At 69.6% G+C, this 25,309-nt stretch carries 24 protein-coding genes; 12 read left to right on the top strand and 12 right to left on the bottom strand.

Annotated elements, in window-relative coordinates; translation table 11 throughout:
• Window positions 1–47: 47 nt before the first annotated feature.
• The 5 genes from ACTWQD_RS17085 to ACTWQD_RS17065 form a co-directional block, all read right to left on the bottom strand.
• Window positions 48–1,904 carry a hypothetical protein gene (locus tag ACTWQD_RS17085; protein WP_443197323.1) on the bottom strand — a complete coding sequence of 619 codons (1,857 nt, stop codon included), beginning with the start codon at window positions 1,902–1,904 and terminating at the stop codon, window positions 48–50.
• Window positions 1,905–2,603 carry a phosphocholine cytidylyltransferase family protein gene (locus ACTWQD_RS17080; RefSeq protein ID WP_443197322.1) on the bottom strand — a complete coding sequence of 233 codons (699 nt, stop codon included), beginning with the start codon at window positions 2,601–2,603 and terminating at the stop codon, window positions 1,905–1,907.
• A 221-nt stretch (window positions 2,604–2,824) separates the two neighbouring features.
• Window positions 2,825–3,967, bottom strand: coding sequence for a non-hydrolyzing UDP-N-acetylglucosamine 2-epimerase (wecB, locus tag ACTWQD_RS17075; protein WP_443197321.1), 1,143 nt, complete (start codon window positions 3,965–3,967; stop codon window positions 2,825–2,827).
• A 54-nt stretch (window positions 3,968–4,021) separates the two neighbouring features.
• Window positions 4,022–4,303: a hypothetical protein gene (locus ACTWQD_RS17070; RefSeq protein ID WP_443197320.1), complete on the bottom strand. Its 282-nt coding sequence runs from the start codon at window positions 4,301–4,303 to the stop codon at window positions 4,022–4,024.
• 69 nt (window positions 4,304–4,372) lie between these two features.
• Entirely contained in the window at window positions 4,373–4,969 is a 597-nt protein-coding gene (locus ACTWQD_RS17065; protein ID WP_443197319.1) for a YdcF family protein, read from the bottom strand.
• Window positions 4,970–5,032: 63 nt separating this feature from the next.
• Here ACTWQD_RS17065 and ACTWQD_RS17060 point away from each other — a divergent pair, with 63 nt between their 5' ends.
• Genes ACTWQD_RS17060 through rsmD form a run of 4 tightly spaced genes read left to right on the top strand, consistent with a single transcriptional unit; the run spans window position 5,033 to window position 10,038 of the window.
• Window positions 5,033–6,073 (top strand): thiamine-phosphate kinase, encoded by a 1,041-nt coding sequence (locus tag ACTWQD_RS17060; RefSeq protein WP_443197318.1) that lies wholly within the window; start codon window positions 5,033–5,035, stop codon window positions 6,071–6,073.
• Between the two features lie 22 nt (window positions 6,074–6,095).
• The gene (locus ACTWQD_RS17055; RefSeq protein ID WP_443197317.1) at window positions 6,096–7,145 is read left to right on the top strand and encodes a DAK2 domain-containing protein; all 1,050 of its coding nucleotides are present in this window, start codon (window positions 6,096–6,098) and stop codon (window positions 7,143–7,145) included.
• Window positions 7,135–9,390: an ATP-dependent DNA helicase RecG gene (locus tag ACTWQD_RS17050; protein ID WP_443197316.1), complete on the top strand. Its 2,256-nt coding sequence runs from the start codon at window positions 7,135–7,137 to the stop codon at window positions 9,388–9,390. The genes ACTWQD_RS17055 and ACTWQD_RS17050 overlap by 11 nt, the downstream gene beginning before the upstream one ends.
• Before the next feature lie 42 nt (window positions 9,391–9,432).
• A complete protein-coding gene (gene rsmD / locus ACTWQD_RS17045; protein ID WP_443197315.1) occupies window positions 9,433–10,038 on the top strand; it encodes a 16S rRNA (guanine(966)-N(2))-methyltransferase RsmD in 606 nt (201 codons plus the stop codon).
• Window positions 10,039–10,207: 169 nt separating this feature from the next.
• Here the strand turns inward: rsmD and ACTWQD_RS17040 are convergent, their stop codons facing one another.
• Genes ACTWQD_RS17040 through ACTWQD_RS17030 form a run of 3 tightly spaced genes read right to left on the bottom strand, consistent with a single transcriptional unit; the run spans window position 10,208 to window position 13,052 of the window.
• Window positions 10,208–10,990: a spermidine synthase gene (locus ACTWQD_RS17040; RefSeq protein ID WP_443197314.1), complete on the bottom strand. Its 783-nt coding sequence runs from the start codon at window positions 10,988–10,990 to the stop codon at window positions 10,208–10,210.
• Window positions 10,990–12,198, bottom strand: coding sequence for an aminotransferase class I/II-fold pyridoxal phosphate-dependent enzyme (locus ACTWQD_RS17035; protein ID WP_443197313.1), 1,209 nt, complete (start codon window positions 12,196–12,198; stop codon window positions 10,990–10,992). The genes ACTWQD_RS17040 and ACTWQD_RS17035 overlap by 1 nt, the downstream gene beginning before the upstream one ends.
• Window positions 12,195–13,052 (bottom strand): SDR family NAD(P)-dependent oxidoreductase, encoded by an 858-nt coding sequence (locus ACTWQD_RS17030; RefSeq protein ID WP_443197312.1) that lies wholly within the window; start codon window positions 13,050–13,052, stop codon window positions 12,195–12,197. The genes ACTWQD_RS17035 and ACTWQD_RS17030 overlap by 4 nt, the downstream gene beginning before the upstream one ends.
• A gap of 61 nt (window positions 13,053–13,113) precedes the next feature.
• On the opposite strand from ACTWQD_RS17030, the gene coaD reads away from it, so the two are divergent.
• The 5 genes from coaD to mutM all read left to right on the top strand — a co-directional run bounded on the left by coaD (window position 13,114) and on the right by mutM (window position 16,226).
• Window positions 13,114–13,614 carry a pantetheine-phosphate adenylyltransferase gene (coaD, locus tag ACTWQD_RS17025; protein ID WP_443197311.1) on the top strand — a complete coding sequence of 167 codons (501 nt, stop codon included), beginning with the start codon at window positions 13,114–13,116 and terminating at the stop codon, window positions 13,612–13,614.
• A gap of 173 nt (window positions 13,615–13,787) precedes the next feature.
• On the top strand, window positions 13,788–14,312 hold the full coding sequence (locus ACTWQD_RS17020; protein WP_443197310.1) for a YceD family protein: 525 nt from the start codon (window positions 13,788–13,790) through the stop codon (window positions 14,310–14,312).
• 36 nt (window positions 14,313–14,348) lie between these two features.
• Complete coding sequence (gene rpmF, locus ACTWQD_RS17015) at window positions 14,349–14,552, top strand: 50S ribosomal protein L32 (RefSeq protein WP_009356569.1); 204 nt, start codon at window positions 14,349–14,351, stop codon at window positions 14,550–14,552.
• A gap of 21 nt (window positions 14,553–14,573) precedes the next feature.
• Window positions 14,574–15,266 carry a ribonuclease III gene (gene rnc, locus ACTWQD_RS17010; protein ID WP_443197309.1) on the top strand — a complete coding sequence of 231 codons (693 nt, stop codon included), beginning with the start codon at window positions 14,574–14,576 and terminating at the stop codon, window positions 15,264–15,266.
• Window positions 15,267–15,275: 9 nt separating this feature from the next.
• Complete coding sequence (gene mutM / locus ACTWQD_RS17005) at window positions 15,276–16,226, top strand: bifunctional DNA-formamidopyrimidine glycosylase/DNA-(apurinic or apyrimidinic site) lyase (RefSeq protein WP_443197308.1); 951 nt, start codon at window positions 15,276–15,278, stop codon at window positions 16,224–16,226.
• Window positions 16,227–16,333: 107 nt separating this feature from the next.
• On the opposite strand, the gene ACTWQD_RS17000 is transcribed toward mutM, so the two are convergent.
• The 4 genes from ACTWQD_RS17000 to ACTWQD_RS16985 all read right to left on the bottom strand — a co-directional run bounded on the left by ACTWQD_RS17000 (window position 16,334) and on the right by ACTWQD_RS16985 (window position 21,958).
• Window positions 16,334–17,305, bottom strand: a complete 972-nt coding sequence (locus ACTWQD_RS17000) for an NAD-dependent epimerase/dehydratase family protein (protein WP_443197307.1) — start codon at window positions 17,303–17,305, stop codon at window positions 16,334–16,336.
• The gene (locus ACTWQD_RS16995) at window positions 17,302–20,094 is read right to left on the bottom strand and encodes an alpha/beta fold hydrolase (protein ID WP_443197306.1); all 2,793 of its coding nucleotides are present in this window, start codon (window positions 20,092–20,094) and stop codon (window positions 17,302–17,304) included. The genes ACTWQD_RS17000 and ACTWQD_RS16995 overlap by 4 nt, the downstream gene beginning before the upstream one ends.
• On the bottom strand, window positions 20,088–21,110 hold the full coding sequence (locus ACTWQD_RS16990; RefSeq protein ID WP_443197305.1) for a 3-oxoacyl-ACP synthase III: 1,023 nt from the start codon (window positions 21,108–21,110) through the stop codon (window positions 20,088–20,090). The genes ACTWQD_RS16995 and ACTWQD_RS16990 overlap by 7 nt, the downstream gene beginning before the upstream one ends.
• A 143-nt stretch (window positions 21,111–21,253) precedes the next feature.
• Window positions 21,254–21,958 (bottom strand): class I SAM-dependent methyltransferase, encoded by a 705-nt coding sequence (locus tag ACTWQD_RS16985; RefSeq protein WP_443197304.1) that lies wholly within the window; start codon window positions 21,956–21,958, stop codon window positions 21,254–21,256.
• A gap of 198 nt (window positions 21,959–22,156) precedes the next feature.
• Here ACTWQD_RS16985 and ACTWQD_RS16980 point away from each other — a divergent pair, with 198 nt between their 5' ends.
• The 3 genes from ACTWQD_RS16980 to ACTWQD_RS16970 are packed head-to-tail and all read left to right on the top strand — an operon-like array spanning window position 22,157 to window position 25,255.
• On the top strand, window positions 22,157–22,870 hold the full coding sequence (locus ACTWQD_RS16980; protein WP_443197303.1) for a hypothetical protein: 714 nt from the start codon (window positions 22,157–22,159) through the stop codon (window positions 22,868–22,870).
• Between the two features lie 4 nt (window positions 22,871–22,874).
• Window positions 22,875–24,230 (top strand): MFS transporter, encoded by a 1,356-nt coding sequence (locus ACTWQD_RS16975; protein ID WP_443197302.1) that lies wholly within the window; start codon window positions 22,875–22,877, stop codon window positions 24,228–24,230.
• A gap of 47 nt (window positions 24,231–24,277) precedes the next feature.
• Entirely contained in the window at window positions 24,278–25,255 is a 978-nt protein-coding gene (locus tag ACTWQD_RS16970; protein ID WP_443197360.1) for a TolB family protein, read from the top strand.
• Window positions 25,256–25,309 lie beyond the last annotated feature (54 nt).

Below are 25,309 nucleotides of genomic sequence, written 5' to 3'. Positions count from 1 at the left end.
GGTCAATAGTGGCACGGCCCCGGGTCCAGCTGTCCGTTGGACGTCGTTTAGAAAGGTTTCCGCAGGACCAGTTCGACGTTCTGGTCCCCAGCCTCCCGCATTACGTCCGCCGGTTCCAGGCCAGGACGGTTCATCACCAGTTCCAGGCTCAACGCGGCCATCGAAGCCGGGGTGTGGATTCCCTCACGGGCGACCTGCTCCGGGGCGGAATGGTCCACCAGGGTCGCGGCAATGGACAGGGTTCCGTCTCCGTTGTCCAGGACCTCGACCACCCGCGACTGCTGCGGATAGTCGATGAGCGACGCCGTCGTGATTTCCCAGAATCCGCCCTCATCAAATTCGGCGGGATGGGGTGTGACCTGGTGCCGGTGCGTGTGGCCGTTCATCCAGAGGACCACGTTCGGGAACCGCGCGATCAGGCGCAGCACGGCCGCCCTATCCAGCGGAGGCTCCTCCAGCGAAGGTTCCTCCGCCGGTTCTTCCTCCGCTGGCTTTTCCTCCGACAGAGCGCCGCCGCTGCCCTCTGACCGCGTGTCCTCGTCGAAGTAGGGCAACGGGTGGTGGCTGAACAGCACCACCAGCCGGTCCTCCACCGTCCGGGCGGCCGGCTTCCCGTCCGGACCGTACGACGTCCGGGACACCTTCTCAAGCTGTTCCTCCAGCCACGCAGCCTGTGCCGCATCCAGCACTGCCTTGGCGCCGCCGTCGGGACTCGCGGTGTTCAACATGATGCCGGCGACCTGCGCCGATATGTCGAAGGTGTAGTACGGCAGGCTGCCGGGCTTTGCCGCGGTGCCGGACGCTCCGGTCCCGGCAACAGCCTCCAGCAAGTCTTCCTTGCTGAATTCGCGGCGGAGCTCCGAGGCCTCCACCGTCCGCGACGGCATGGACGCCATCAGGGCCCGGCGCTGGTTCGCGCTGGAGCCGTCGATGGTGTCCCAGAAGTCCAGTTCGTCAACGCCCGGAGGCAGCCGCATCGGCAGCCTGCTGCCGATGCGCAGTTCATCGACGAAGTCGGTCTTCGGCGACACCGGCTCTCCCGTTGAACGGCCGGCTTCGTCGTGGTTTCCGACGCCGACGAACCAGGGATAGTTTGAACCCTCCGCGGGCACGGGCCGGATGGCTGCGGCGAGCAGGCCCGGCACCGTGGGGTAACCGTGCACGGCTTTCCAGTCATCCGGGGGCGCCAGCAGCGGTTCCGGCTCGGGATGCCAGATGTTCCGGGACAGCTCGAGGGGCGCCGGTCCGTGATCCTGGACGCCCTCGTATTTCTCGGCCGGGTGGGAGCTCACCGGGAGTCCCTGGAAGACGCCGACGGCGGCCGACAACTCGCTCAGGGCAAAGGCATTGGTGAGGTCACCCGTCAGAACGAGGCAATCCAGCGCCCGCCGGCTGACGGGGCCGCGTCCGACGGCGTTAAGCTTGCGCACCGCCGCGTCCAGCACGTGGACGGTCAGCAGGTCCTGGGGACGGAACAAACCGGAGGGAGGATAACCGTCGGAGAAGTCGAAGAACTGCCAAAAGAACGACAGGCGCCCGGGATTGGCCGCATCGAGGACGTGGCTGTCTGTCAGGTGGCCGAAGGAGGCCAGCGCAGCCCGCCGGGTGTCCTCTTGGTCCCCTCGGACACACAGGTCCTCACGGACCAGCGTGTCCAAGGGCGGCCCGTAGGCCAGTTGCCGGTAGGGCAGCCCCGGTGCCAACTGCTCGCCGAGGACCACGGTGGCGTCCAGGGTGGTCAGCGCTGAAGCAGGCGGAGTTGTCCGGTGTGCGCCGGCGGCAGGCGTGCTGCCCGCCGGTCCGGAGGACGCGGTCAACCCCAGCAGGGTGGCTCCGGTCGCGCCGGTGAGGGACCATTTGATGGCCTCCCGCCGCGATACGTGGTTCCTGCCTTGGCGCCGCACTCAGATGCTGGCGTTCGCCCGGACCAGGTCATCCGGGAAGTCGACCTCAACGGCGTAGAAGTCGCTGATGTCGACCGGCGTCCACTTGACGTCGTCCTGCTTGATGGTCAATTCGATGGCCTTCTCGAAGTAGTCCTGGTCCTCGACTTCGATAAGGCGCTTGAGGAGCTTCTTCTTGTCCTTCGAGCTGACGTAGTTGATGCCGACAGCCTCGCCGTGGGCCACGTCCGCGGGGACAATCTTGGAGAGATCCAGGATCTTGCCGTCCGCGTCGGTGGTGTACTTGACTTCCTCATCCGACACCGAGGAAATGTCGACGGTAATGAACGATTCATCCCGCTGGATGTAGGGAACCAGCATCTCGAGGATGTCCGGGTCGAAGACGACGTCGCCGTTCATCCACAGCACCCCGCCCTTGGAGGAGTTCCGCACCGCCTTCAGGAGGCTCTTGGACGTGTTGGTCTGGTCAAAATTCTCGTTGTACACAAACGAAGCGTTGGGAACGTGCTCGAGGATCATTTCGAGCTTGAAGCCGACGGCGATGGTGAGGCGCAGCTTCTTGCCGAACTTGCTCTGCAGGTTCTGGACCTGCTGGTGCATGATGGTCCTGCCATCACTGAGCTCGGTCATGGGTTTGGGATGCGGACGGGCCAGGCGCGTGCCCATTCCGGCAGCCAGAATTACGGCTTGAATTTTCATTGGTTTCCTCTTCAACGAGTGTGCTTGGGACGGGGAGCGGCGAGCCGTAGCATCACTCGAGCGGGCGTCCGGGAACCGTGCAGCGGTCCAAGGTGAGCTTCCCCCGCAGCCCAGCATAGCCGGTAGCCCCCCGGCACCCCAAGAAAGAAAGCAACCTTACGTTCAGCCTGCGTTAACGTTCCTGCGCGGCTTTCCCGGGAAACGGGGGCGGTGCCGGACTATCAGCTGGTAAATTCCCCGAGGCGTGAGCCGACGCCCAGAAGCTCCGAAATCGCCGCTACTGTCCGCGCCGCAGCCGATCCGTCCCCGTAGGGGTTAACCGCAGTGGCCATCGAGTCGTAGTGCTCCCGGTCGTTCAGCAGCCGGTCGACTTCTGTGACGATCCGGTCCTCATCCGTCCCGATCAGGGTCACCGTTCCGGCATCGACGGCCTCAGGCCGCTCGGTGTTGTCCCGCATGACGAGGACCGGCTTGCCGAGGCTGGGCGCCTCCTCCTGGACGCCGCCGGAATCGGTCAGGACGAGGTGGGCCAGGGACAGCAGGCGCGTGAACTCACCGTAGGCGAGGGGTTCGGTGACCAGAACGTTCGGCCTGCCCGCCAGGGCCGGCAGCACGGCCTCCCGCACGACGGGGTTCTTATGGGCCGGCAGGACGATCACGAGGTCCGGTTCGGCGTCGGCGATCCGGGCCAGCGCCCGGCCCACCCCGCGCATCGCATCTCCCTGGTTTTCCCGCCGGTGCGTGGTGACCAAGAGCACCTTGCGGCCGGTCGCGGCGACGCGTTCCAGTTCCGGGTCGCTGAAGGGCAGCTCCTTGCCGACAATGGCCAGCAAAGCATCGATCACCGTATTTCCGGTGACGACGATGTCCGCGGCATTGACGCCCTCGGCCAGGAGGTTGGCCTTGCTGGCCCTGGTCGGTGCCAGGTGCAGGCTGGCAATCTGGCCGGTGATCTTACGGTTGGCTTCTTCCGGGAACGGAGAGAGGGGATTGCCGCTGCGCAGTCCCGCTTCGACGTGGACCACCGGGATGCCGTGATAGAAGGCCGCGACGGCGGCGGCGGTGGACGTCGTTGTGTCGCCCTGGACCAGCACCACATCGGGCCGCGTATGGGCAAACAGGGCCTCCAGGCCGTCGACGGTCCGTGTGAGGATGCCGGAGAGGGACTGGCCCTGCTGGAGGATGTTGAGGTCGTGGTCGGGCACGATGCCGAAGAGCTCGTTGACCTGGTCCAGCATGGCCCGGTGCTGGCCGGTCACCGTCACGATGCACCGGAACAGCGGGGAGTCTTCAAGGGCATTGATCACCGGCGCCATTTTGATGGCCTCAGGCCTGGTGCCGAAGACCGGCATGATGCTGTGCATGGATATCTCCCAAAGAGACGCGGGCGGTGGAGGGGCCTGCCGGGCCGGGCGGGCTCAGCCGAGCAGGAGGAGCGCGGCGATCAATGCCGGCACACTGATGCACACGACGATAACCGCCACCAGCGCCGCCAGGCGTTTGCGGCGGTAGGAGATTTCCTCGTCGTCGGGGTCCAGTTCTGCCGCGCGTTTGGCCGGCGATGCGCTCCGCTGGGCCATCGGAAACGGCTCCGCCCCCGGAACCAGCAGTTCGTCGGGAATCTCTTCCTGGAGGATGCGGCGGCGCAGGTGCCGCGGGGCCGCCACCAGGCGGGGAGCGTGGTCGGCAGAGTTGTCCAACAGCCGGTCCTCCTCGCCTTAAAACATTGGTGCCAGGCTGACGGCTTCAACCTGGGTCGCCTCCAATTCTTACATTCCGGACCCCTGAACCGTGCATTCCGGCCGCAGCGAGGCATCAATCAGGCCACCCGTTTCGATCACAAACCGGCGCAACCACTGCCCCGGGCTGAGCACGGAATGCGAGGCAACCATCTGGACGTCCGCCGTCGTGCACTGCCCGATCAGCCGGCCGGCCCGGGTGACGTGGTAGCTGGAGGTGACCACGGTGACTGAGCGCCACCCGTTGGCGGCGGCGAGGTCAGCGATGACGTCCGCCTCGCTGCGGGTGTCCATGCCGCCGGGGCGGAAACAGATCAGGTCCGGGCTGGGGAAGGCAGCCGTATTGCAGAGCTCATCCGCCGCGGCGTTGCCCGGGGTGTCGGTGTGGGACAGCGCCAGGACCGGCACGTTGAACTCCCGCTGCAGCCGCAGCGCCACCGGCAGGCGCTCCGCGGCGGCTCCGCCCAGCATCACCACCGCGTCCGTGCGGTGCACACTCAAGGGATCCACGTTCACGAACAGCTGGACGGCGACCACCAGCCACAGCAGCACCGCGCCTAACACGGCGGCCAAAGCCCGGCGGACGCGCCGGGGGACGGCTGTCAGCGCGGGCAGTGGCGGGGGCATGCCTATGAGTTTCCCACGCCCGGGGCCCCAGCCGGTGTCAGCGCGTGCCTGTAGCGTAGGGCTGTGCCTGAACGCTTGAACATAACGCCGCCCCTGACCGTCGCGGACCTCTCGGAATCGCAGCTTCTGGAACGGATCTTCCCGCGCCTGCACTACGGCCAGGAACACAACCCGTCCCTGATTCTGGGCCCGGGCGACGACGCCGCCATTGTGGCGGCACGGGACGGCCGGACGGTCCTCAGCATCGACACGCAGGTGACGGATCAGGATTTCCGGCTCGAATGGAACAACGGCTACCGGACCACCGGCTACGACGTCGGCTGGAAGGCCGCCGCGCAGAACCTCAGCGACATCAATGCCATGGGTGCCCGCGCCACCTCCATGGTGGTGAGCCTCACCATGCCGCCCGAAACCCGGGTGGCCTGGGTGGAGGACTTTGCCGACGGCCTGAGCGCCGGGATCCGGGAACTCGGCGCCCACGACTGCGCCGTGGCCGGCGGTGACCTGGGCCGCGGCCGCGAGCTGGCCGTCAGCGTCGCCATCCTGGGCACCCTCGACGGCCGGGCCGCTGTGCTGCGCTCCGGCGCCCGGCCCGGGGACACCGTGGCGCTCGCCGGCACCGTGGGACATGCCGCGGCCGGCCTCGCCCTGCTGGAATCGGCCACTCCCGTCGAGTCCCTGACCCGGGAGCAGCGCGCGCTGCTGGACCTCCAGTGCCGGCCCAGGCCGCCCCTCGCGGCCGGTCCGCGGGCCCGCGATTCCGGCGCCACGGCCATGATGGACATTTCCGACGGACTGGTCCGTGACGGCGCCCGGATGGCGTCCGCTTCCCGCGCTGTCCTGAACCTGGATCCGGCGGCGCTGAAGGAGCTGGCAGTTCCGCTGGTCCCGGCGGCGGACCTGCTCGGTGCGGACCCCATGTCCTGGGTCCTGGGCGGAGGGGAGGACCACGGCCTCCTGGCCACATTCCCCCCGGACCTTCAGCTGCCTGCCGGTTTCACTGCGATAGGCTCGGTAGAAGCCCCTGCACCAACGGACAGCACGGGCGTCAAGATCGCGGGCAGGCCCGCTGACACCGTGGGATGGGATCACTTTGCAGACTAGGATTGCCGCCAACGCGCAAGCGATGAAGCGGTGGTTGGGCAAGGCGGAGACCACCCTTGGTAACCACAGCGACCGCCTGAACGCCATCAATATCTTCCCGGTCGCTGACGGCGACACCGGCACCAACCTGTACCTGACCGTCCGCGCCGCCGCGCAGGCGCTCCAAAGCCTTGACACGGCGGCGCTGCCGCAGGTCGGCGCGGAGCCCGCCGGCCAGCCGCCGGTCCACGCGTTCGGCCCGCCGGACCCGGCGATGAACGATGTCGGCGCTGTCCTGGCCCGCGCCGGGCAGGCCGCCATGGAACAGGCCCGCGGCAACTCCGGTACCCTGTTCGCCGTCTTCCTCTGCGCCGCCGCCGAACCCCTGGCCGGCCACCACCGGCTGGGCGCCCCGCTGCTGGCCGCCGCGCTGAACCGCGCCCAGATCCGGGCCTGGTCCGCGTTGAGCGATCCCGTACCCGGAACCATGCTTTCCGTCATGGAGGCCGCAGCCCGCGCCGCTGCTGCCGTGGACGCCGCGCACGACGGCGACGACAGCAACCACACGCTGGGCCTGGCCCTGGACGCCGCCGTGGAAGCCGCCGTCGCAGCCGTGGTGCGCACCGAAGACCAGCTCGAGGCGCTGCACAATGCCCACGTGGTGGATGCCGGCGGCGTCGGGATGCTCCTGGTCCTTGACTGCCTCCGCTCCGCCGTCCTGGGGGAGGAACTCCAGGACAAGCTCCTGGACGGCCTCCACGGCTACGACGTCCAGGACCCGCACATCCACCAGGCCATGCCCCGGGACGAGGGTGTGGAGGTCATGTGCACCATCACCCTCTCGCCGCTGGACGCCGCCATGATGCGCCAGCAGCTCGATGAAATGGGTGACTCCGTCATCATGAGCCAGGTGGGCGGGGCAGCCGATGCCGCCGGCGCGTACCGCTGGCGCATCCACGTCCACGTGCCGGATGCCGAACCCGCTGTGGCGCTGATCCGGTCCCTCGGCGACCCCTCGGACATCAGCGTCAGCGAGCTGGCCGTCTCGCACGGCGAATCAGCCGCCCCGGCCCTCGACGGACATGACCGCTGAAGTAAAGAGCGCCGCGTCCGGCGGCGCGGCTTTCGGCACCGATGAACTGGCCCTGGGGCTCGAGCGGCGGATCGGCAAGCGTTCCGCGGCGGTCATCGAAAAGCACCTCGGCATCACCACGGTGGGCGGGCTGCTGAACTACTTCCCCCGCCGGTACATCAACCGCGGTGAGCTCACGCGCATCAGCGAGGTCCCGCTGGACGAGGAGGTGACCCTCGTCGCCCGGGTCCTCTCCGTCAACAGCCGTCCCATGCGCGCCCGCCGCGGTTCGCTCACCGACGTCGTGATCACCGACGACGACGGCACCCTGAAGGTGAGCTTCTTCAACGGGCACCGTGCCAGGCACGAGCTGCTGCCGGGCCGACGGGCCCTGTTCTTCGGAAAGATCACCCGGTACCAGGGCGTCCTGGGGCTCACCAACCCAGACTTCCAGCTGCTGGACGAGGATCCGGACATCGCCGGCATGGACCCGGAAAAGCTCGCCGCGATGCCCATCCCGGTGTACCCGGCCACGGCCAAGCTCACCAGCCTGGCCATCCACAAAGTGGTCAAGACGCTCCTGGCCACCGCCGACCTCGACGCCCTGCCTGACCCGCTGCCTGCGGACATCGCGGCGCGGGAGAAGTTCCTCCCTGTCGCCGACGCCTACCGGCTCATCCACGCCCCCGAGACCCCGCCGGACTGGCGGCGTGCCCGGGACCGCTTCCGCTACCAGGAAGCGCTGGTGCTCCAGTCGGCCCTCGCCCGTCGCCGCGCGCAGCTGGCCGCAGAGGAGGCCACCGCCCGCCGCCCCGCCGCGGAGGGGCTGCTGGCCGCCTTCGACCGGCAGCTGCCGTTCACGCTGACTGCCGGCCAGGCCGCCGTCGGCGAGACCTTGGCCGCCGAGCTTGCCCGGGAGTCGCCGATGAACCGGCTGCTCCAGGGCGAGGTGGGTTCCGGCAAGACGATTGTGGCCCTGCGCGCCATGCTGCAGGTGGTGGACGCCGGGGGACAGGCGGCCCTGCTGGCGCCCACCGAAGTCCTGGCCGCGCAGCACTTCGAATCGATCCGCCGCACCCTGGGCCCGCTCTCCCGCGACGGGCTCCTGGGCGGCCTCGGCCCCGACGCCGTCCAGGTCACCCTGCTGACCGGGTCCATGCCCACCGCGGCACGGAAGCAGGCCATGCTCGACGCCGCCTCCGGAACCGCCGGGATCGTGATCGGCACCCACGCCCTGCTCAGCGACAACGTCTCCTTCTACGACCTTGGCCTGATCGTGGTGGACGAGCAGCACCGCTTCGGCGTCGAGCAGCGCGACGTGCTCCGGGCCAAGGCGAGCAAGCCCCCGCACCTGCTGGTCATGACCGCAACACCCATCCCCAGGACCGTCGCCATGACTGTGTTCGGCGACCTTGAAACGTCCGTCCTGGACGAGCTCCCGGCCGGCCGCGCGCCGATCACCACCCACGTGGTGGGCCTCGCCGAGCACCCCGCCTGGGCCACCCGCGTCTGGTCCCGCTCCCGCGAAGAAATCGACGCCGGCCACCAGGTCTACGTGGTGTGCCCCAAGATCGGCTCGGACGACGACGGCGACTTCAGTCCCGGCGAGGCCGGGCCGGCCGACGCGGACCTGGAAGACTCCGGGGCGCGCGAGCTGGCCTCCGTGACCGGCGTCGTGGAGCTCCTGAGGGACGAACCGGCCCTGGCCGGGGTGCCCGTCGCCCCGCTGCACGGCCGCCAGGACCCGGTGCTGAAGTCCGAGACCATGGCCTCCTTCACCGCCAACCAGACAAAACTGCTGGTCTCCACCACCGTGATCGAAGTCGGCGTCGACGTCCACAACGCCACGCTCATGGTGATCCTCGATGCCGACCGCTTCGGCATCTCGCAGCTCCACCAGCTCCGCGGCCGGGTGGGCCGCGGTGGCCTGCCCGGCACCTGCCTGCTGGTGACCACGCTGGAACCGGGCCACCCCAGCCGGCGGCGGCTGGACGCCGTCGCAGCCACCACCGACGGCTTCGAACTGTCCCAGGAGGACCTCAAGCTGCGCCGCGAAGGCGACATCCTGGGTGCCTCGCAGTCCGGGGGACGGTCCACGCTGAAGCTGCTGCGGGTCCTCGAACACGAGGATGTGATCGCCCGGGCCCGGCAGGACGCCTGGCTGATTGTCGGCGGCGACCCGTCCCTGGGCTCCCACCCTGCCCTCGCCGCGGCGATCGATGACTACCTCAACCCGGAAAAGGAGGCGTTCCTTGAACGCGGCTGACATTCTCCAGGCATCTGTTCCAGTGCTGCAGGGGGCTCGGCCATGAGCCGCATCATTGCCGGCGCGGCGGGCGGCACCACCCTGGCCAGCGTCCCGGGATCCCTGACCCGCCCCACCACGGACCGGGTCAAGGAGGCGCTCTTCTCCCGGCTGGACGCCTTCGAGGTGATCGCGGACGCCCGCGTGCTGGACCTGTACGCCGGCTCCGGCTCGCTCGGCGTGGAAAGCGCCAGCCGCGGCGCGCAGGCCGTGGACCTGGTGGAGTCCGACGGCAAGGCCAGCGAGGTCTGCCAGCGCAACGCGGACCTCGTCAACACCGTGGCGCGGCGGAAGGTGGTCTCCGTGCACCGCTCCAAGGTCGAATCCTTCCTGGACCGCGCCCAGGGCGCCGTCCGCTGGGACCTTGTCTTCATCGATCCGCCCTACCCGCTCGATGAACCCGCGCTGGCCGCTGTGCTGGCCAAGCTGCTCCCGCATCTGGCCGAGGGCGCCGTTGTGGTCGTGGAGCGCTCCTCCCGCAGCGCCGAACCGTCCTGGCCGGACGGCATGGAGCGGTTCGCCGAGCGCAAGTACGGCGAGACGAAGCTCTGGTTCGCCGAGCCCGCCGTGGACGAAGCCCCGGTAGACGCGCCCGAAGACGGAGCGTAGCCCGGTCGCGCTCCGCCCCCGCCGAGCCGAGGGCTGACCTTGGCAGCACGGACATGCTCAGCGCCAGGGCCGGCGCATGGACATACTGCGCATATGTGCGTCCCTGGATGCGAAGAATGGGCATGTCCAGTGGTCCGGTCTGGAAGGACGCCGGCCCGGAAGGCTCCGGTTAGTCCGAGAGGGCGTCCAGTTCGACGCCGGAGAGCACCTTGGCGGGGTGCGGACCGCGGGCGGTGAGCGCCGCGGTCCACACGTCCGGCCAGGGTCCCTGTGTCCCGGTGAGGATGATGTTGCCGGGGTAGCGGCCGCTGAACATGCCGGCCTCGGCGAAGGCGGCGACGTCGGGCATGGCCCGGCGCAGTGCGGCCACCTGGCTGCGGACCAGGGTGAGCCCCGGCTCGTCGCCGACGTTGACGATCAGCACCCCGCGGGGGCTCAGTTTCGCGGCGGCCTCTCGGTAGAACTCCGTGCAGGCGAGATGTTCGGGCGCCTCGGGGCCGGAGAAGATGTCCAGGATCACGACGTCGAACGCCGGGCCCGGGGGCAGCTCCGCCAGGGCGTCGCGGGCGTCGCCGATGATGGTGTGCAGCTCCGTTCCGTCCGGCAGGGGGAGCTGTTCCAGCACAAAATCGAGGAGCTCCCGCTCCAGCTCCACCGCGTACTGCACGGACCCAGGCCGGGTGGCCTGGATGTACCGCGCCAGGGTCAGTGCACCGGCGCCGAGGTGCAGGGCGGTGACGGGTTCGCCCCACGGCGCCGCGAGGTCCACCACGTGGCCGATCCGGCGCAGGTACTCATAGAAGATGTCCGAGGGGTCTGCCAGGTCCACGTGGGACTGCTCCGCCCCGCCGATGCTGAGCACGTAGCCGCCGTCGGTGAAGGCGTCGGGTTCAATCGTGGCGTGCTGGCCGGTGGTGCGCAGGAACCGGGACACGGCGGGGGACTCCGCCATCAGAGCAGGCCCCGGAGCGCCGCGAGCCGTTCGGCGGCCTCCTGCAGGACGTCGATCCGCTTGCAGAACGCGAAGCGCAGCAGGCTCCGCGTGCGTTCGGCGCCTTCCGGGTGGCAGAACACCGGGACCGGAATCGCGGCGACGCCCACCAGCGCCGGCAGCCGGCGGGCCAGGTCCAGGGCGTCCGTGATACCCAGGGGAGCGGTGTCCACGTTCACGAAGTACGTCCCCTGCGGCGTGAAGACGTCCAGGCCGGCGGCGCGGAGGCCCTCGCTGAGGATGTCCCTCTTGAGCTGGAGCGTATCGGCGATGCCGGTGTAGAACTCGTCCGGGAGGCCCAGCCCGGCCGCGATGGCGCTCTGGAACGGGGTGCCGGAGCTGTAGCTCAGGAACTGCTTGACCGTGCGGGCAGCGGACACCAGGTGTTCCGGTCCGCAGAGCCAGCCGATCTTCCAGCCGGTAAAGGAAAAAGTCTTCCCGGCCGAGGAGATGGTCAGGGTGCGTTCCGCGGCGCCGGGCAGCGTGGCCACCGGGATGTGCCGGACGCCGAAGGTGAGGTGCTCGTAGACCTCGTCGCTGATGATGACGGCGTTGTGCCGGGCGGCGAGCTCGACGACGCGTTCCAGCACTTCGCGGGGGAACACGGCGCCGGTGGGGTTGTGCGGGTTGTTGACCAGCACCACCTTGGTCCGGCTGCTGAACGCCGCTTCCAGGGCATCGAGGTCCGGCATAAAGTCCGGGGCCAGCAGCGGGGCCGTGACGTGGCGGGCGCCGGAGAGCCCGATGATTGCGCCGTAGGAATCGTAGAACGGCTCGAACGTGAGGACCTCGTCGCCCGGGCCCACGAGTGCCAGCAGCGAGGCCGCGATGGCCTCCGTGGCGCCGGTGGTGACGATGATCTCGGTCTGCGGGTCCGGCGTCAGGCCGTAGAAGCGCTCCTGGTGCAGGGAGATTGCCTCGCGCAGCTCCAGGATGCCCTTGCCCGGGGCGTACTGGTTGGCGCCGGCGGCGATCGCGGCCTGTGCTGCGGCCTTGATCTCCACCGGCCCGTCCTCGTCCGGGAAGCCCTGGCCCAGGTTGATGGCGCCGGTCTGCAGCGCCAGCGTGGTCATTTCCTCGAAGATGGTCACGCCGAGGGTTCCGTCCGGGGACAGCAGGTTGGCGCCGGTCGCCGCCCGCTGCCAGGGGGACTGCAGCGGCGCGTTCACCGGGTGCCCGCCTTTTCGCCCCGGCCGGTGAACTTGTCCATGGTGGAGTAGATCCCGAAGACCTTGCCGCCCACGAAGTCCCAGGCGCGCACGGGCAGCAGCCCGCGCAGCACCTTGCCCAGCTGCGCGGTGGCCGGGGCGATCAGCTGCGGCTGCCCGGCGACGGTGGCCCGCCAGGCACGGTCCACGGCGTCCTCCGGTGTCATGAGGGGCGTCAGCAGCGGCCCGCGGGCGCCGTCGAACATGCCGGTGGAGATGTAGCTGGGGCAGAACGTGGTCACCGCCAGGTGGCGGTAGCCCTGCTGCTCGAGTTCCAGCCGGAGCGAGTCGCTCCAGCCGATCACCGCCCACTTGGAGGCGGCATACACGCTCATCCTCGGGTTGGACACGGTGCCCGCGGCGGAGGCGATGTTCAGGATCCGGCGCGGCCGGCCGGCGTCGGCCATCATGTCGGGGAGGAACGCGTGGGTGACGTACATCGGCGCCAGCGCATTGATGTCCATGGTCAGCGCGATGTCCTGTTCCGGGCGGTGGTCCCAGAACAGCGCGCCGCGGACGATTCCGGCGTTGTTCACCAGCAGCGCCAGCGGGCCCTCCGCCCGGGCCTCCGCCGCGGCCTCGGCAATCGCCGCGCGGTCGGCGAGGTCCACCTGCCGGACCACCGCGCGGGCGCCGAGGGCGGTCACCTCGGCGGCGGTCGCGGCGAGGCCGCCGGCGTCGACGTCCCAGAGAATCACGACGGCGGCGCCCTCACGGGCCGCCCGCAGGGCGTAGAGGCGGCCCATGCCCATGGCGGCTCCCGTGATCAGGACCACGCCCCCGGACACAGTAAAAGGAATGCTGGTGGCTGACATTCCGCCATGGTATCCCGTTCTCCTGCCTCGGGCGGGGCTGCCCATACGGTAGGTTCGGAGCATGAGACGCGCCGTATGCCCCGGGTCCTTCGACCCCATCCACAACGGACACCTGGAAGTCATCGCGAGGGCCTCGGGCCTCTTCGACGAGGTGATCGTGGCGGTCTCCACCAACTACGCCAAGAAGTACCGCTTCACCCTTGAGGAGCGGATCGACATGGCGCAGGAAACCCTGGCCTCGCTGCGCGGTATTGTGGTCGAACCCGTGGGGGAGGGGCTCCTCGCCGAGTACTGCCGGCAGCGGGGGGTCTCCGCGATCGTCAAGGGCCTGCGCTCCTCCTCGGACTTCGACTACGAGCTGCCCATGGCGACGATGAACCGGCAGCTGACCGGCGTCGAGACCGTGTTCCTGCCCGCCGAAGGCCATTACCTGCACCTGTCCTCGACCCTGATCAAGGAAGTGTTCACCCTGGGCGGCGACGTGTCCGAGTTTGTGCCCCGATCGGTGCTCAAACGCCTGCACTCCGGCGAGCCGGACCAAGGGCGGCCGCGCAGAGGGTAAGCTTGACCGGTACTCGGCGGCCTGCTGCCGGTTGCGCGGCCCAAAATGCGGGCGCCCGCGGTGCAAACCGCAGGCGCGCCCCCGGTTTGAGTCCGTCCGGAAGATCAGGCTAAGATGGTACGTCGGTCATATGTTCAACAGGAGTTCTCATTAAACGAGATGCTAGTTCGCCCTTGGTGTTTGACGTCAAGGACCTTGGACGCAGTCCGGGAAGCATGCGGACGCTGACAGAACATGTACCCGCACCAGGTGATCTTGGTGTGGCGCTCATTGGCGTGCAGGAAGGCTCGGATGTCGGGCTGGACCTGCGGCTGGAGGCCGTACACGAAGGAATTTTGGTATCAGGTACCGCGGACGTCGAAGTAACCGGCGAATGCGGCCGATGCCTGGATCCCCTTGCGTATGACCAAGAGGTCAATGTGCAAGAACTTTTCTTCTACGAGGACGCCGAGTTCTCGGACGAAGAAGACGAAGAAGAGCAACGTCGAGTCGAGCACGATCTGATCGATCTTGAACCGGTGTTGCGGGACGCAGTTGTCACCATGCTGCCGTTCCAGCCGGTGTGCCGGGAAGACTGCCAGGGCCTTTGCTCCGAATGTGGAGTTCGCCTGGAAGACGAGCCGGGGCATCACCACGAGGTGGTAGATCCTCGCTGGGCTGCCCTAGCTGACTTGGCTAAGCCTGACCGGCAAAACTGATTTGTAAGTGTTGGACTAGAGAGAAATGAGTTAGCCGTGGCTGTCCCGAAGCGGAAAATGTCTCGCTCGAATACCCGCGCCCGCCGCTCCCAGTGGAAGGCAACCGCCCCCCACCTGGTGAAGACCGTCGAGAACGGCCAGGTCACCTACAGCCTGCCGCACCAGGCAAAGGTCGTTACCGACTCAGCTGGCACCGCGCTGTTCCTTGAATACAAGGGCCGCAAGGTCGCAGACGTCTAATCCGCCAAACGGCTGATACAGATGTCTTCAACTGAAGAGCTTCTGAAGCGTCTCGGTGTCTCTATTGACGCCGGGACGCTTCGTCTTGCGCTCACACACCGTTCCTACGCCTACGAAAACGGCGGCATCCCCACCAACGAGCGCCTCGAGTTCCTGGGCGACTCCATCCTGGGGTTCTCGGTCACGGACGCGCTGTACCGCGACAACCCCATGCTGCCCGAAGGCGACCTGGCCAAGCGCCGGTCCGCCGTCGTCAGCACCAAGGCCCTCGCCGGCATCGGCCGCAGCATCGGACTGGGCGACTACATCTACCTCGGACAGGGCGAAAAGCTCACCGAAGGCAAGAACAAGGCGTCCATCCTCGCGGACACCATGGAGGCGCTGATCGGCGCCACGTACGTCTCCAACGACATCGAGACGGCACGCCAGCTGGTGATGCGCCTGATCGGCCCGCTTCTGAAGGACGCTGCCGCGCTTGGCGCCGGCACCGACTGGAAGACCAGCATCCAGGAGCTGGCGGCCAGCCGTCAGCTCGGAACGATTAATTACGCCGTGGAGGGCTCCGGCCCGGACCACGCCCGGACCTTCGAAGCGGTGCTGCGCATCGGCGGCAACGACTACGGCACCGGGACCGGCAACTCCAAGAAGGAAGCCGAACAGGAAGCCGCGGCGGACGCCTGGCGCAGGCTTTCGGCGCCCGCCGAAGGCGCTTAGGCACGCACCGTGCCCGAACTGCCCGAGGTTGAAGTTGTCCGCCGCGGCCTGGTGAGCTGGGTGCGGGGCCGGACCATCACCGCTGTTGAGGTGGTGGATCCGCGCTCCGTCCGCCGGCACGCCCTTGGCCCGGAGGACTTCGCCGGCAACCTGGAGGGCGCCCGCGTCCTGGACGTGGTGCGCCGCGGGAAGTTCCTGTGGATGCCGCTGGCTGACACCGGAACCCCGGGCGCGTCCCTTCCCGCCGTCGCGCTGATGGCCCACCTGGGCATGTCCGGGCAGCTGCTGATGCAGGACTCCGCGGCCCCGGACGAGAAACACCTGAAAGTGCGGCTGCGGCTCAGCCCCGCTGACGGCATGCCCGAACAGCTCCGGTTCGTGGACCAGCGCATCTTCGGCGGCCTTTTCCTCACCTCGCTGGTTCCCACGCCCGACGGCGCCCCCGGCGGACTTGCCGAAACGCCGCTGCCGCTCATCGCCGAAGAAGCCGCCCACATTGCCCGGGACCCGCTGGACCCCTACTTCTCCTTCGACGCATTCTACCGCCGGCTGCGGGCGCGCAAGACCGGCCTGAAGCGTGCGCTGCTGGACCAGGGGCTGGTCTCGGGGATCGGCAACATCTACGCGGACGAAGCCCTCTGGAAAGCCCGGCTGCACTTCGCCCGGCCCACGGACACTCTCCGGCGGGCAGACGCCGAACGGGTCCTCGACGCCGCCCGCGACGTCATGACCGACGCCTTGGCAGCCGGCGGCACCAGCTTCGACTCGCTCTACGTCAACGTCAACGGTGCATCCGGCTACTTTGACCGTTCGCTCAACGCCTACGGGCGCGAGGGCAAGGAGTGCAGGCGCTGTGCCGAAGCCGGCCGTGTCAGCCTCCTCCGGCGGGACCAGTTCATGAACCGCTCCTCCTACACCTGCCCGGTCTGCCAGCCCCGGCCCCGCAACGGCCGCTGGTAAGGAGCCCTGCTAACCGACACGCCTACCTGCCGGTTCCCCCACGTCGATTGCTCCGCAACGGCCGTTTTGACCCCTCAAAAGGGCCGTTATGGAGCAATCGACGGGAATCAGCCCTGGCCGTGATGCCGTGCCAGCCTCGCCAGGCCCTCGTCGAGGGACACGGCAGGGGTCCAGTCGAGGAGCCGGCGGGTTTCCCGCTGGTCGAACCAGTGCGCTGTGGAGAGCTGCTCGGCGAGGAACCTGGTCATGGGCGGTTCGTCCTCCCGGCCGAGCCGGGTCCAGGCCTTTTCCACCACCCATCCGGCACCCCGGGCGAGCCGGCCCGGCACCGACCATGACGGCGCACGGATGCCGCCGGCGGCGCAGATGCCTGCCAGCAGTTCGCCCACCGGCCGGGGTTCGCCGTTGCTGACCACTACCGCCCTGCCGTGGACATGCTCCATCCGGTGCAAAGCGGCGGCGATGGCCGAGGCGGCGTTGTCCACGTAGGTGGTGTCGATGAGGGCTGCCCCGGCGTCGAGCAGGGGCAGGCGGCCGCGGCCGGCCCGGTCCAGCACCCGTTCCACCAGTTGCGTGTCGCCCGGACCCCAGACGATGTGCGGCCGCACTGCCGCGACCCGGAACCCCGGCCCGCCCGCGGCCAGCGCCAGGAGTTCAGCCGCCGCCTTGGTGCGGGAGTAGTCGCCGTGCGCGCGGGCGGGGTCCGCGGGCCCGGCGCCCAGCCCAACGATCGCGGCCCCGGAGTTCGCCACCGACGGCGAAGAGACGAACACCAGATCCCGCACGCCGGCGTCGCGGGCCGCGCGGAGCAGACGGCGGGTGCCCTCGACGTTGACCTCGTCGAACTCGGCGGGGCGGCCCGTAAAAGAGACCTTGGCCGCCAGGTGGATGACACCCTCGGCGCCGGAGACGGCGCGGCGGACGGCGGCGTCGTCGGCCAGGGACCCGCGGACGTCCGTGGCGCCCTCCACTCCGGACGGGCGGCGCTGGAACGTGGTGACGGCATGGCCCTGCCGCACCAGCAGCCGGGCCACCTCGCGGCCCAGCAGGCCGCTGGCGCCGGTGACAAGGACCCTCATGGCGTGCCCGGACGGCCGCCGGCCAACACCGCCGAGGCCCACCGGGCCAGCCGGGTCCTGTCGATCTTGGCGTTGTGGCGGATGTCGGTCGGCTGGGCGGGCACGGCGAGCACGGCGGAGATGCTGATTCCGGCCAGGCGGGCCGCGTCCCGCACGCGCCGGGCGAGCTGCGGAGCGGCCGGGCCGGCCCGGCGGACCGGAGGTACGGTTTCGACGACGGCCACGACGGCCTGCGTCCCGGCCGGACCGACACCGACGACGGCGGCGAGCCCGACGTCGCCCAGGCGTTCGATGGCCTGCTCGGCGCCCACCGGGGTCACCACCGCCCCCGGGGCCGTGACCACATGCGCGAGCCGCCCCTCCACCCAGAGCCGGCCGGCGGCGTCGAAGTGTCCGACGTCGCCGGTGCGGTGCCAGCCGGGCGTGCGGGCGCTGTCCCGCTGGGTCAGCCAGAGCCGGTCGTAGGCTTCCTTGACGTGCGGGGCGCTGACCAGGATCTCGCCGGTCACCCCGGTGTCCGTGACTGCGTCCGTGACCGTGCCGGTCCCGGGTGCGCTGCCGTCCCCGGCGAGCGGGACGACGGCGACGCGGGCGCCGTGCACGGGCAGGCCCACACAGACGCCGTTGCCGGCCCCCGCCACGGTTCCGCCGGCGGCGTCGGCCTCGGCGGTGCGGATCTGTTCAAGGCTGATGTCGGCGACCGGCAGTGCCTCAGTCATCCCGTAGGGGGTGTGCAGCGATGCCCGGGGCAGCAGCCGCTGCACCTCGGCGAGGAGTGGTTCCGGGACGGGTGCGCCGGCGGACAACAGCAACTCCACGCCGTCCAGGGCACGCTGCCCGGCCCCGTCCAGGCTGTCCCTGGTCGCCAGGACGTTGCGCAGCGCCGCGGGCGAGGCGAAAACCACCGAGGCGCCAATGGCGGCGGCGGCGTCCGCCAGCGCGCGGGCTGTCAGGGTACGGGGCGCGGTGACGTCCATGGCGGGCGTTACCGACACGGCTCCGAGCGCCGGGCCCAGCAGGGCGAACGGCGCGAAGCCCGCCACCAGGCGTGCTCCCGGGCGGATCTCCAGTGTCGCCGCCACGGTGTCCCGCATCGCGGCGAGCTGCCGGTGCGTGTAGAGGACACCCTTGGCGGGCCCGGTGGAACCGGAGGTGAAGAGCACGGCGGCGGGGTCGTCCAAGCCGGGAAGCCCGCCCGGTGCCGGCGACGTCGGCTGCAAGGCGTCCGGACTGCGGCCGGCTCCGCGGCGGGACAGGGCCGCGAGGGAGGTCTCGACGCCGAGGAGGCGGCGGCGGGCGGGCGGCAGATCCCGCACACTGATGCGCCGCCCCGGCCAGCCAAGCACCGAGGCGGCGGCGAGCGCCTTGTCGATGCCGATAAGGAAATCCGGGGTGGCGCCCTTCACGGCGCGGCTGAGGCCGCGGGTGCCCAGGCCGGCGTCGGCCACGACCACCACGGCGCCGATCCGGAGGCAGGCGTAAAGGACCACGGTCAGATCCACCCCCGGCGGAACCATCAGGCTCACCCGGCTGCCGTGCTGCACCCCGGCGTCCTGCAGGCCCGCCGCGAGCACGGCGATGTCCCGTTCCAGCTCCCGCCAGTCCAGCGAGCGGGAGACGCTGCCGTCCGCGGCCATTTCCGCGACGGCGGTGGACCCGCCGTCCGGGCCTGCCGCCAGCCCGGTGAGGGGAGCCCACAGGGGCGGGTTCCCGGCGGGGCCGCCGGCCTGCAGGGGTGCGGGGGCGCTGTTCAGGGCTGGTGCGTTGTCCAGGGCGGGTGCGCTGTCCCCGCCGGCTGCATTGTCCCCGCCGGCTGCATTGTCCTCGCCGGCTGCGCCGTCCTCGCCGGATCCGGCGGGCTGGCCGGGCCCGGCCAGCCAGGCGAAGACCGGGGCCGCAATGTTCCGGTCTTCCGGGAGCAGGTGGCCGGCCCCCTCAAACCGGTGGACGTCCGCATGCGGCAGCCGGCCAATCAGGTCCTTGAGGTACCGGTCGGAGAAGATCGGGTCCTGCGGGCCCCAGAGCATCAGCGCCGGAACCTTCAGCCCGCGCACCCCCTCAGCGACGCGGCCGAGTGCCGGGAAGCTGGGGTGGGACGGGCCCGCGGGAATGTCTGCGACAAAGTTCCCCACGCCCGTGCGGCGTCCGGCCCCCCGGTAAGGGGTCATGAACGCGTCCCGGACCTCCGGGGCCAGCGGCGGGCGGGCCAGGGCGTGCGTCACGCGAAGGAAGGTGTCCGACGTCGTGGTTCCCCAGCGGTGCACGGCAGGGTGCAGGGCCAGCCGCAGCGGCGCAGGGATCGGGGAGCCGGCGGGCTGGTGGACAGCGGTGTTGGTCAGCACGACGCCGGCGAGCTGCTGCGGGTGGGCCACGGCCCAGCCAAGGCTGATCACGCCGCCCCAGTCGTGGCCGACGGTGACCACGGGCCCGTCCAGCCCGAGCGCGCCGGTGAGGTCGCCCAGATCGTTGATCCGGTCCGCCAGCCGCCGGAAAGTTCCGGTGCGCTCGGAGAACCCCATGTCCAGCTGGTCCACCGCCACCACGCGCCACGGATGGGCGGGATCGGATCCGGCGGCCAGCAGGGTCCGCCACAGGTAGGACCACGTTGGGTTGCCGTGCACGCACAGCAGCGTGCCCGCAGGAACCAGGCCGCGGCGGGCGAGCTGGGCGCCGTTGTCGAGCAGATGCCAGCGCCGCACCGTTCCTAAGGTCTCCGCGGCGGAGGTGGAGGCCACCTCGATCTCGCGTGACCATTCGGGGTCGACGCCGGGCCAGCCGGCCGCTACCACTCGATCTCCACCATGGCGGTGTTCAGGCCCGAACCGACGCCCATGCAGAGCACACGGTCCCCTGGGCTGAGCGTCTGCGCTTCTGCCGCGAGGGTCATGGGAAGGGAAGCGGGTCCCACATTGCCCCACCGCGGGAACGTGATGGGGACCTTGTCCGGATCCAGGTCGAGTGCGTCGATGACCGCCCGGGTGTAGGCGTTGCTTACCTGGTGCGTCACGTACCGGTCCATGGCGGCCCAGTTCCACTCCGGCTGCGCCTCGTGCCAGGCGTCGGACACCAGCTGCAGGCCGCCGTCGAGCAGCCCCTTCGTGTCGGTGGCCATGCCGTCGATGCCGCCCACACACAGGTCATGGTGCTCGGTGCCGGCCCGCACCACGCCGCCCACCAGCCGGTGCGCCCCGGGGTGCTGGTCGGCCGGCCCCAGCACGGCAGCGGCGGCTCCGGAGCCCAGCGTGAGAGTGGCGAACTCGCGGTTGAAATCCTCGCGCGTGGTTTCCGGCCGCTGCAACCGCGCCAGGGTGGCCTCCTGCGTGGCCTGGGCGTCCTCGCCGTTGACGATCAGCGCGTACTTGATCTGGCCGGAATCAATCATGTTCGCCGCCAGTGTCATGCCGTTGACAAAGCCCAGGCAGGCGTTGGCCAGGTCGAAGTTCATGGCCGACGAGGGAAGGCCCAGCCCGTGGTGGATCTTCACGGCGACGGACGGTTCAAGGTTTCGGCGCGTAACGGACGTGTTGATCAGCAGCCCCACCTCGGACGTTTCGACGCCGGACTCGGCCAGGGCCTTCGCACCGGCCTCGATGGCGGCGTCGTCGAACGACGTCCCGGCGGCCCACCAGCGCCGGTGCGTGATGCCGGCGACCCGTTCGAGCAGCTTCGGGGGGAACTTCAGCCGGCGCAGTGTCGACGCCAGCCTGCGGTCGAATTCCGCGGAACTGACGCTGTTCGGAGCTTCGACGCTGCTCACCGAAAGCAAGGCGGTGTTGCGGTGCCGGAATGTTGCGTTCCCTACCAAATTCAAGCCCCTGTTCGTGTTTGTCCTGCGCCCCGCGGATGACCGCAGTCCAAGCACAGGCCCAAGAGCTTAACTATGCCCGCTGCAGGCCGGTTCCCGCATTCCGGGCGGCAGATATTGCGCGGAATGGGTTCCCCCGGCCCTCAGCCGGCTTCGAGGACGAAGAAGATGAAGCACAGGAACGCCGTCCTCTCGCCGCTGAGGATCCGCGGCGGAAGGAGCTCAGCCGGGGTGTCCGGGGACGGCTCCGGTTCGCTGACGGTGGCCACACGGTATCCCGCCGCCGTGAAGGCGTTGATCATGGCGTGCAGCGGCCGGTGCCAGAAGGTCAGGACCGCGGGTTCGCCGTCGAACTCGTAGTCCTCCGAGTACTGCCTGACGGCGAAGTAGTCCTCAGCGGGGTAATTGACCACGCTGACCGCGGGGTGGTTGACCGACAGGATCAGCCGGCCGCCCGGCTTCAGTACGCGCCGCAGCTCGGCCAGGGGAGCGGACCAGTCCTCCAGATAGTGCAGCACGAGGGATGCGACGACGTCGTCGAAGGAGCCGTCGGCGAAAGGCAGCGGCCCGTTGAGGTCGGCGACGTGCAGGTCCGCGGCCGCGCCCAGGCGCTTCCGGGCCAGGTCAAGCATCGCAGGGCTGGAATCGACGCCGGTCACGATCGCGCCCTTTGCGCTCAACGCCGCAGACAGGGGCCCGGAGCCGCAGCCCGCGTCCAGGATGCGGCGGCCGGCGACGTCGCCGGCCAGGCTGATCATTGCCGGCCGCTCGTAGTACGCGTTCAGGAGGCTGGAGTCGTTCTCTGCCGCGTAGCTTTCGGCGAAACTGTCGTAGTGGTCGGCCTTCACGGGTCCTCGCTTTCGGAGAAAAGCCCCCGGTCGGGGCGGGCAGCCCGATCCTAACAACTCTCCGTAGCGAGGGCCCGCAATTCAAGTAGTCCTACTCTTACGCCGCTGTTGCCCGCGCTGAAAGACTGGGGCGATGGGTGCTAGGGGAACAACAACCATGGTCTCGCCGGGCGCTGCTGTCCGGGCCAGGAACAGTCCGTGAAAGCCAAATGGCTGGTCGTCGCGGGCGCCGGCGCGGCGGCGCTGCTGGGCGGCACCGCCGTCGTGCTGGACCAGATGACGGCCGCTGAATCCTCGGTGGCGGGCGGGCCGCCGGCCGGCAGCAGTCCGCACACTGCCGGCGCCGGCAGCGGCCCGGGCGCCGCGGGTACTGCTGGAGTTCCGGGTGTACCGGGTGCCGGCGGGGAAGCGTCCGGCGGGAGTGCGGCCGCGCCGTCCCGGGGATCCGCTGAGGGGCCGGCCTCCGCCCCCGCGGGCCGGGAGGTCCTTCCCCCCGTCAGTGCCGCCCCCACCGGGCTGCCCGCGCCGACCGCGCCGGCCGCTTTGGTCAGCGCGCCCTTGCCCGCGGCGGCGTCGGCCCAGGGCAGGATCGTGGACGGCTACCCGGCGGACGTCCTCCCGTTTCCGGATGCAACGGTGCTGGTCTCGACGTCGGTTTCTCCGGCCGAGGGGACCCTGCAGGTGGCCGCCGACGCCATCGCCGCCTTGAGCCAGGACGCGGTGGCCGGGCACTACCAGCAGGTCCTGGGCGGCCTGGGTTTCTGGTCCGAACCCGTTCCTGCCGCAGACGGACAACGGGCCATCCGCTTCGGCCGGGGTACCGACTCCCTGACGTTCACGGCCTCCACCACGGGCACCGGCGGCACCCGGTTTATGCTCCTGGGAAACCTGCGCGCGGCTGCCGGGGGATAGCGCCATGTACCTTTCCATGTCGGACCGCAACGGCGGCAAGAAGGACCAGCAGCCACCCCCGGGCGCGGAACCGGCGGAGCACGTCACACCGCGTTTCCGGCTTTCCCCGGTGATTCTCTGGCTGGGTGTGGTCAGCATGCTCACCGATGTCTCGTCCGAATCAGTCTCCGCGGTCCTGCCCCTGTACATCACCGCGTTCCTGGGCCTGTCCACCATTGCCTTCGGCATCCTGGACGGAATCAACCAGGGGGCCAGCGCCATTGTCCGGATCGCTGCGGGGTATGCCTCCGACCGCATCGGCCGGCCCAAACCGGTGGCCGTCGCGGGCTACGGCCTTTCCATGCTGGCCCGGACCGGGCTGCTGTTCGCGGGCGGATTCTGGGCCCTGACCGCCGTCGTGACCGCGGACCGTGTGGGCAAGGGCATCCGGACGGCCCCCCGCGATGCGCTGATCTCGGTGTCGGCCCAGCCTGAACACCTGGCGCGGCACTACGGAGTGCACCGGATGCTGGACAACATCGGTGCGGCCACCGGCCCGCTGCTGGCCTTCTTCATCCTGATGCTGATCCCCAACGGCTACACCACCGTTTTTGTGATCTCCCTGGCATTCGCGGCCCTTGGTGTGGCGGTGCTGGTGCTGCTGGTGCCGAACCTGAAAACAGGTCCGAAGGACAGAACAGAGAAGGACAGATTAGAGAAGGACAGAATAGAGAAGGGCAGCGGGGAGAAGGGCACCACAGAACAGGACAAACAAAGTCGGGGCAGAACCGGCTTCCGCTGGCGCCTCCTGCGTGAACCCGGCCTGGGCAGGCTCCTGATGGCGGCAGGGATCCTGGGCCTGCTGACGGTCGGCGACGGTTTCATTTTCCTGGTGCTGCAGGCCAGGGACGCCTTCGCCGTCCAGTGGTTCCCGCTGCTGTATGTGGGCACGAACGTGGTGTTCCTGCTCCTCGCCATTCCACTGGGCCGCCTCGCGGACCGCTGGGGCAAGGCACGGGTCTTCATCCTGGGGCACGTTGCGCTCCTTGCCTGTTACCTGCTGGCGGCCGTTCCGGTCGGCGGACTTGGGCCCACCCTGGCCTGCCTCGTTCTGCTGGGGGCCTTCTACGCCGCGACGGACGGGGTGCTCGCGGCCCTGGCCAGCCAGCTGACCCCGCCGGACAAGCTCGCCACCGGGCTCGGGTCCGCGCAGACCGTTGTGGCACTGAGCCGGATGACCGCTTCAGTGGGCTTTGGTGTCCTGTGGTTCGCGGTCGGCCCGGCCGTTGCGATGGTGGTGGTCGGCGTGCTCCTGGCCGCGGGGGTTGTGGCGTCCTGGTTCCTGCTGCGCGGCGGGGTGCTGCAGGGGGCCGCAGCGTGAGCGCCGCCGGCCGTACGGCGCGCTGGGGGATCCTGCTGGTGGTCACCATGCTGGTCATCGCCGCGGCCGGCGCCTACGCCGCGAACGCGTTCGGGCGCTTCCAGGAAAGCCGGACGGCGGCATCCGCGGCACGGGTGGCCGCCGGCGCCGCCGTGCTGCAGCAGGCCTCGGTCCTGTTCCGCAACACGGCGCCCGGCCAGGGGTACGGGACCATCGGCGTCGTCCCGCTGTCGGACCCCGCCGGCGAACGGTCCCTGGCGGCGGCAGCCTGCGACAGGGTTTACGGCACGCTGCAAAACATTGTCTGCCTCAGGACCAACCGGGGCCTTGTCACCAATTTCGAAGCCGCCGTCCTGGGCTCGGACTGGCAGCCGGCCAGGAGCTGGGCGTTGCCCGGCATCCCCAGCCGGACCCGGATCAGCCCGGACGGCTCCCTCGTGGCCACTACGGTGTTCGTCTCCGGCCACGCCTACGGCAACGGGAACTTCTCGACCGAGACGTCCATTACTGCGGTGCAGGGCGGCACCATTGCCGGCAACCTTGAGGACTTTGCGCTGCTGGTCAACGGCACCCGCATCACCGCCGCGGACCGCAACATCTGGGGTGTCACCTTTGCCCCGGGCCAGAGCGACACGTTTTATGCGACGGCGGCATCATCGGGCCGGATCTGGCTGGTGAAAGGGAGCATCGCGGCCCGCACCCTGACCGCCATTTACGACGGCGTCGAATGCCCGTCGATCTCGCCTGACGGCACCCGGATCGCCTACAAGAAGAACACCGGCAGCGCCGTGGCGGTGCACTGGCGCGTCGCCTACCTTGACCTGGCCAGCGGGAAGGAAACCGTGCTGTCCGAGCCGCGGAGCGTGGACGACCAGATCGAATGGCTGGACGACCGGACCTTGCTCTACGGGCTCACCCGCGACGGTGCTGCCGGCGACAGCGACATCTGGCGGATCACCACGGACCCGGCGTCGCGTTCCTCGGTCTATATCGAACACGCCTGGTCTCCGTCCGTGGTGCGCTGACCCGGTTCCTGCCGGTTCCTGCCGGCAAGACCCCCGTGAGCTGCACCGTAACTG

This window comes from Pseudarthrobacter sp. 1C304 (assembly GCF_052245515.1).
GTDB lineage: Bacteria > Actinomycetota > Actinomycetes > Actinomycetales > Micrococcaceae > Arthrobacter.
The sequence above is the reverse complement of the archived record's forward strand: the minus strand, read 5'-3'. Positions and strand labels throughout refer to the sequence as shown.

Excerpts from the sequence above, each read along its gene's own strand:
- ACTWQD_RS17080 (WP_443197322.1), bottom strand. The coding sequence starts at position 2,603 with ATGAAAATTCAAGCCGTAATTCTGGCTGCCGGAATGGGCACGCGCCTG.
- ACTWQD_RS16970 (WP_443197360.1), top strand. The coding sequence starts at position 24,278 with ATGCTGGTCATCGCCGCGGCCGGCGCCTACGCCGCGAACGCGTTCGGG.
- rsmD (WP_443197315.1), top strand. The coding sequence starts at position 9,433 with ATGAGCCGCATCATTGCCGGCGCGGCGGGCGGCACCACCCTGGCCAGC.
- rnc (WP_443197309.1), top strand. The coding sequence starts at position 14,574 with ATGTCTTCAACTGAAGAGCTTCTGAAGCGTCTCGGTGTCTCTATTGAC.
- coaD (WP_443197311.1), top strand. The coding sequence starts at position 13,114 with ATGAGACGCGCCGTATGCCCCGGGTCCTTCGACCCCATCCACAACGGA.
- ACTWQD_RS17000 (WP_443197307.1), bottom strand. The coding sequence starts at position 17,305 with ATGAGGGTCCTTGTCACCGGCGCCAGCGGCCTGCTGGGCCGCGAGGTG.
- wecB (WP_443197321.1), bottom strand. The coding sequence starts at position 3,967 with ATGCACAGCATCATGCCGGTCTTCGGCACCAGGCCTGAGGCCATCAAA.
- ACTWQD_RS17030 (WP_443197312.1), bottom strand. The coding sequence starts at position 13,052 with ATGTCAGCCACCAGCATTCCTTTTACTGTGTCCGGGGGCGTGGTCCTG.
- ACTWQD_RS17065 (WP_443197319.1), bottom strand. The coding sequence starts at position 4,969 with ATGCCCCCGCCACTGCCCGCGCTGACAGCCGTCCCCCGGCGCGTCCGC.
- ACTWQD_RS16975 (WP_443197302.1), top strand. The coding sequence starts at position 22,875 with ATGTACCTTTCCATGTCGGACCGCAACGGCGGCAAGAAGGACCAGCAG.
- ACTWQD_RS17055 (WP_443197317.1), top strand. The coding sequence starts at position 6,096 with ATGAAGCGGTGGTTGGGCAAGGCGGAGACCACCCTTGGTAACCACAGC.
- ACTWQD_RS17050 (WP_443197316.1), top strand. The coding sequence starts at position 7,135 with ATGACCGCTGAAGTAAAGAGCGCCGCGTCCGGCGGCGCGGCTTTCGGC.
- ACTWQD_RS17040 (WP_443197314.1), bottom strand. The coding sequence starts at position 10,990 with ATGGCGGAGTCCCCCGCCGTGTCCCGGTTCCTGCGCACCACCGGCCAG.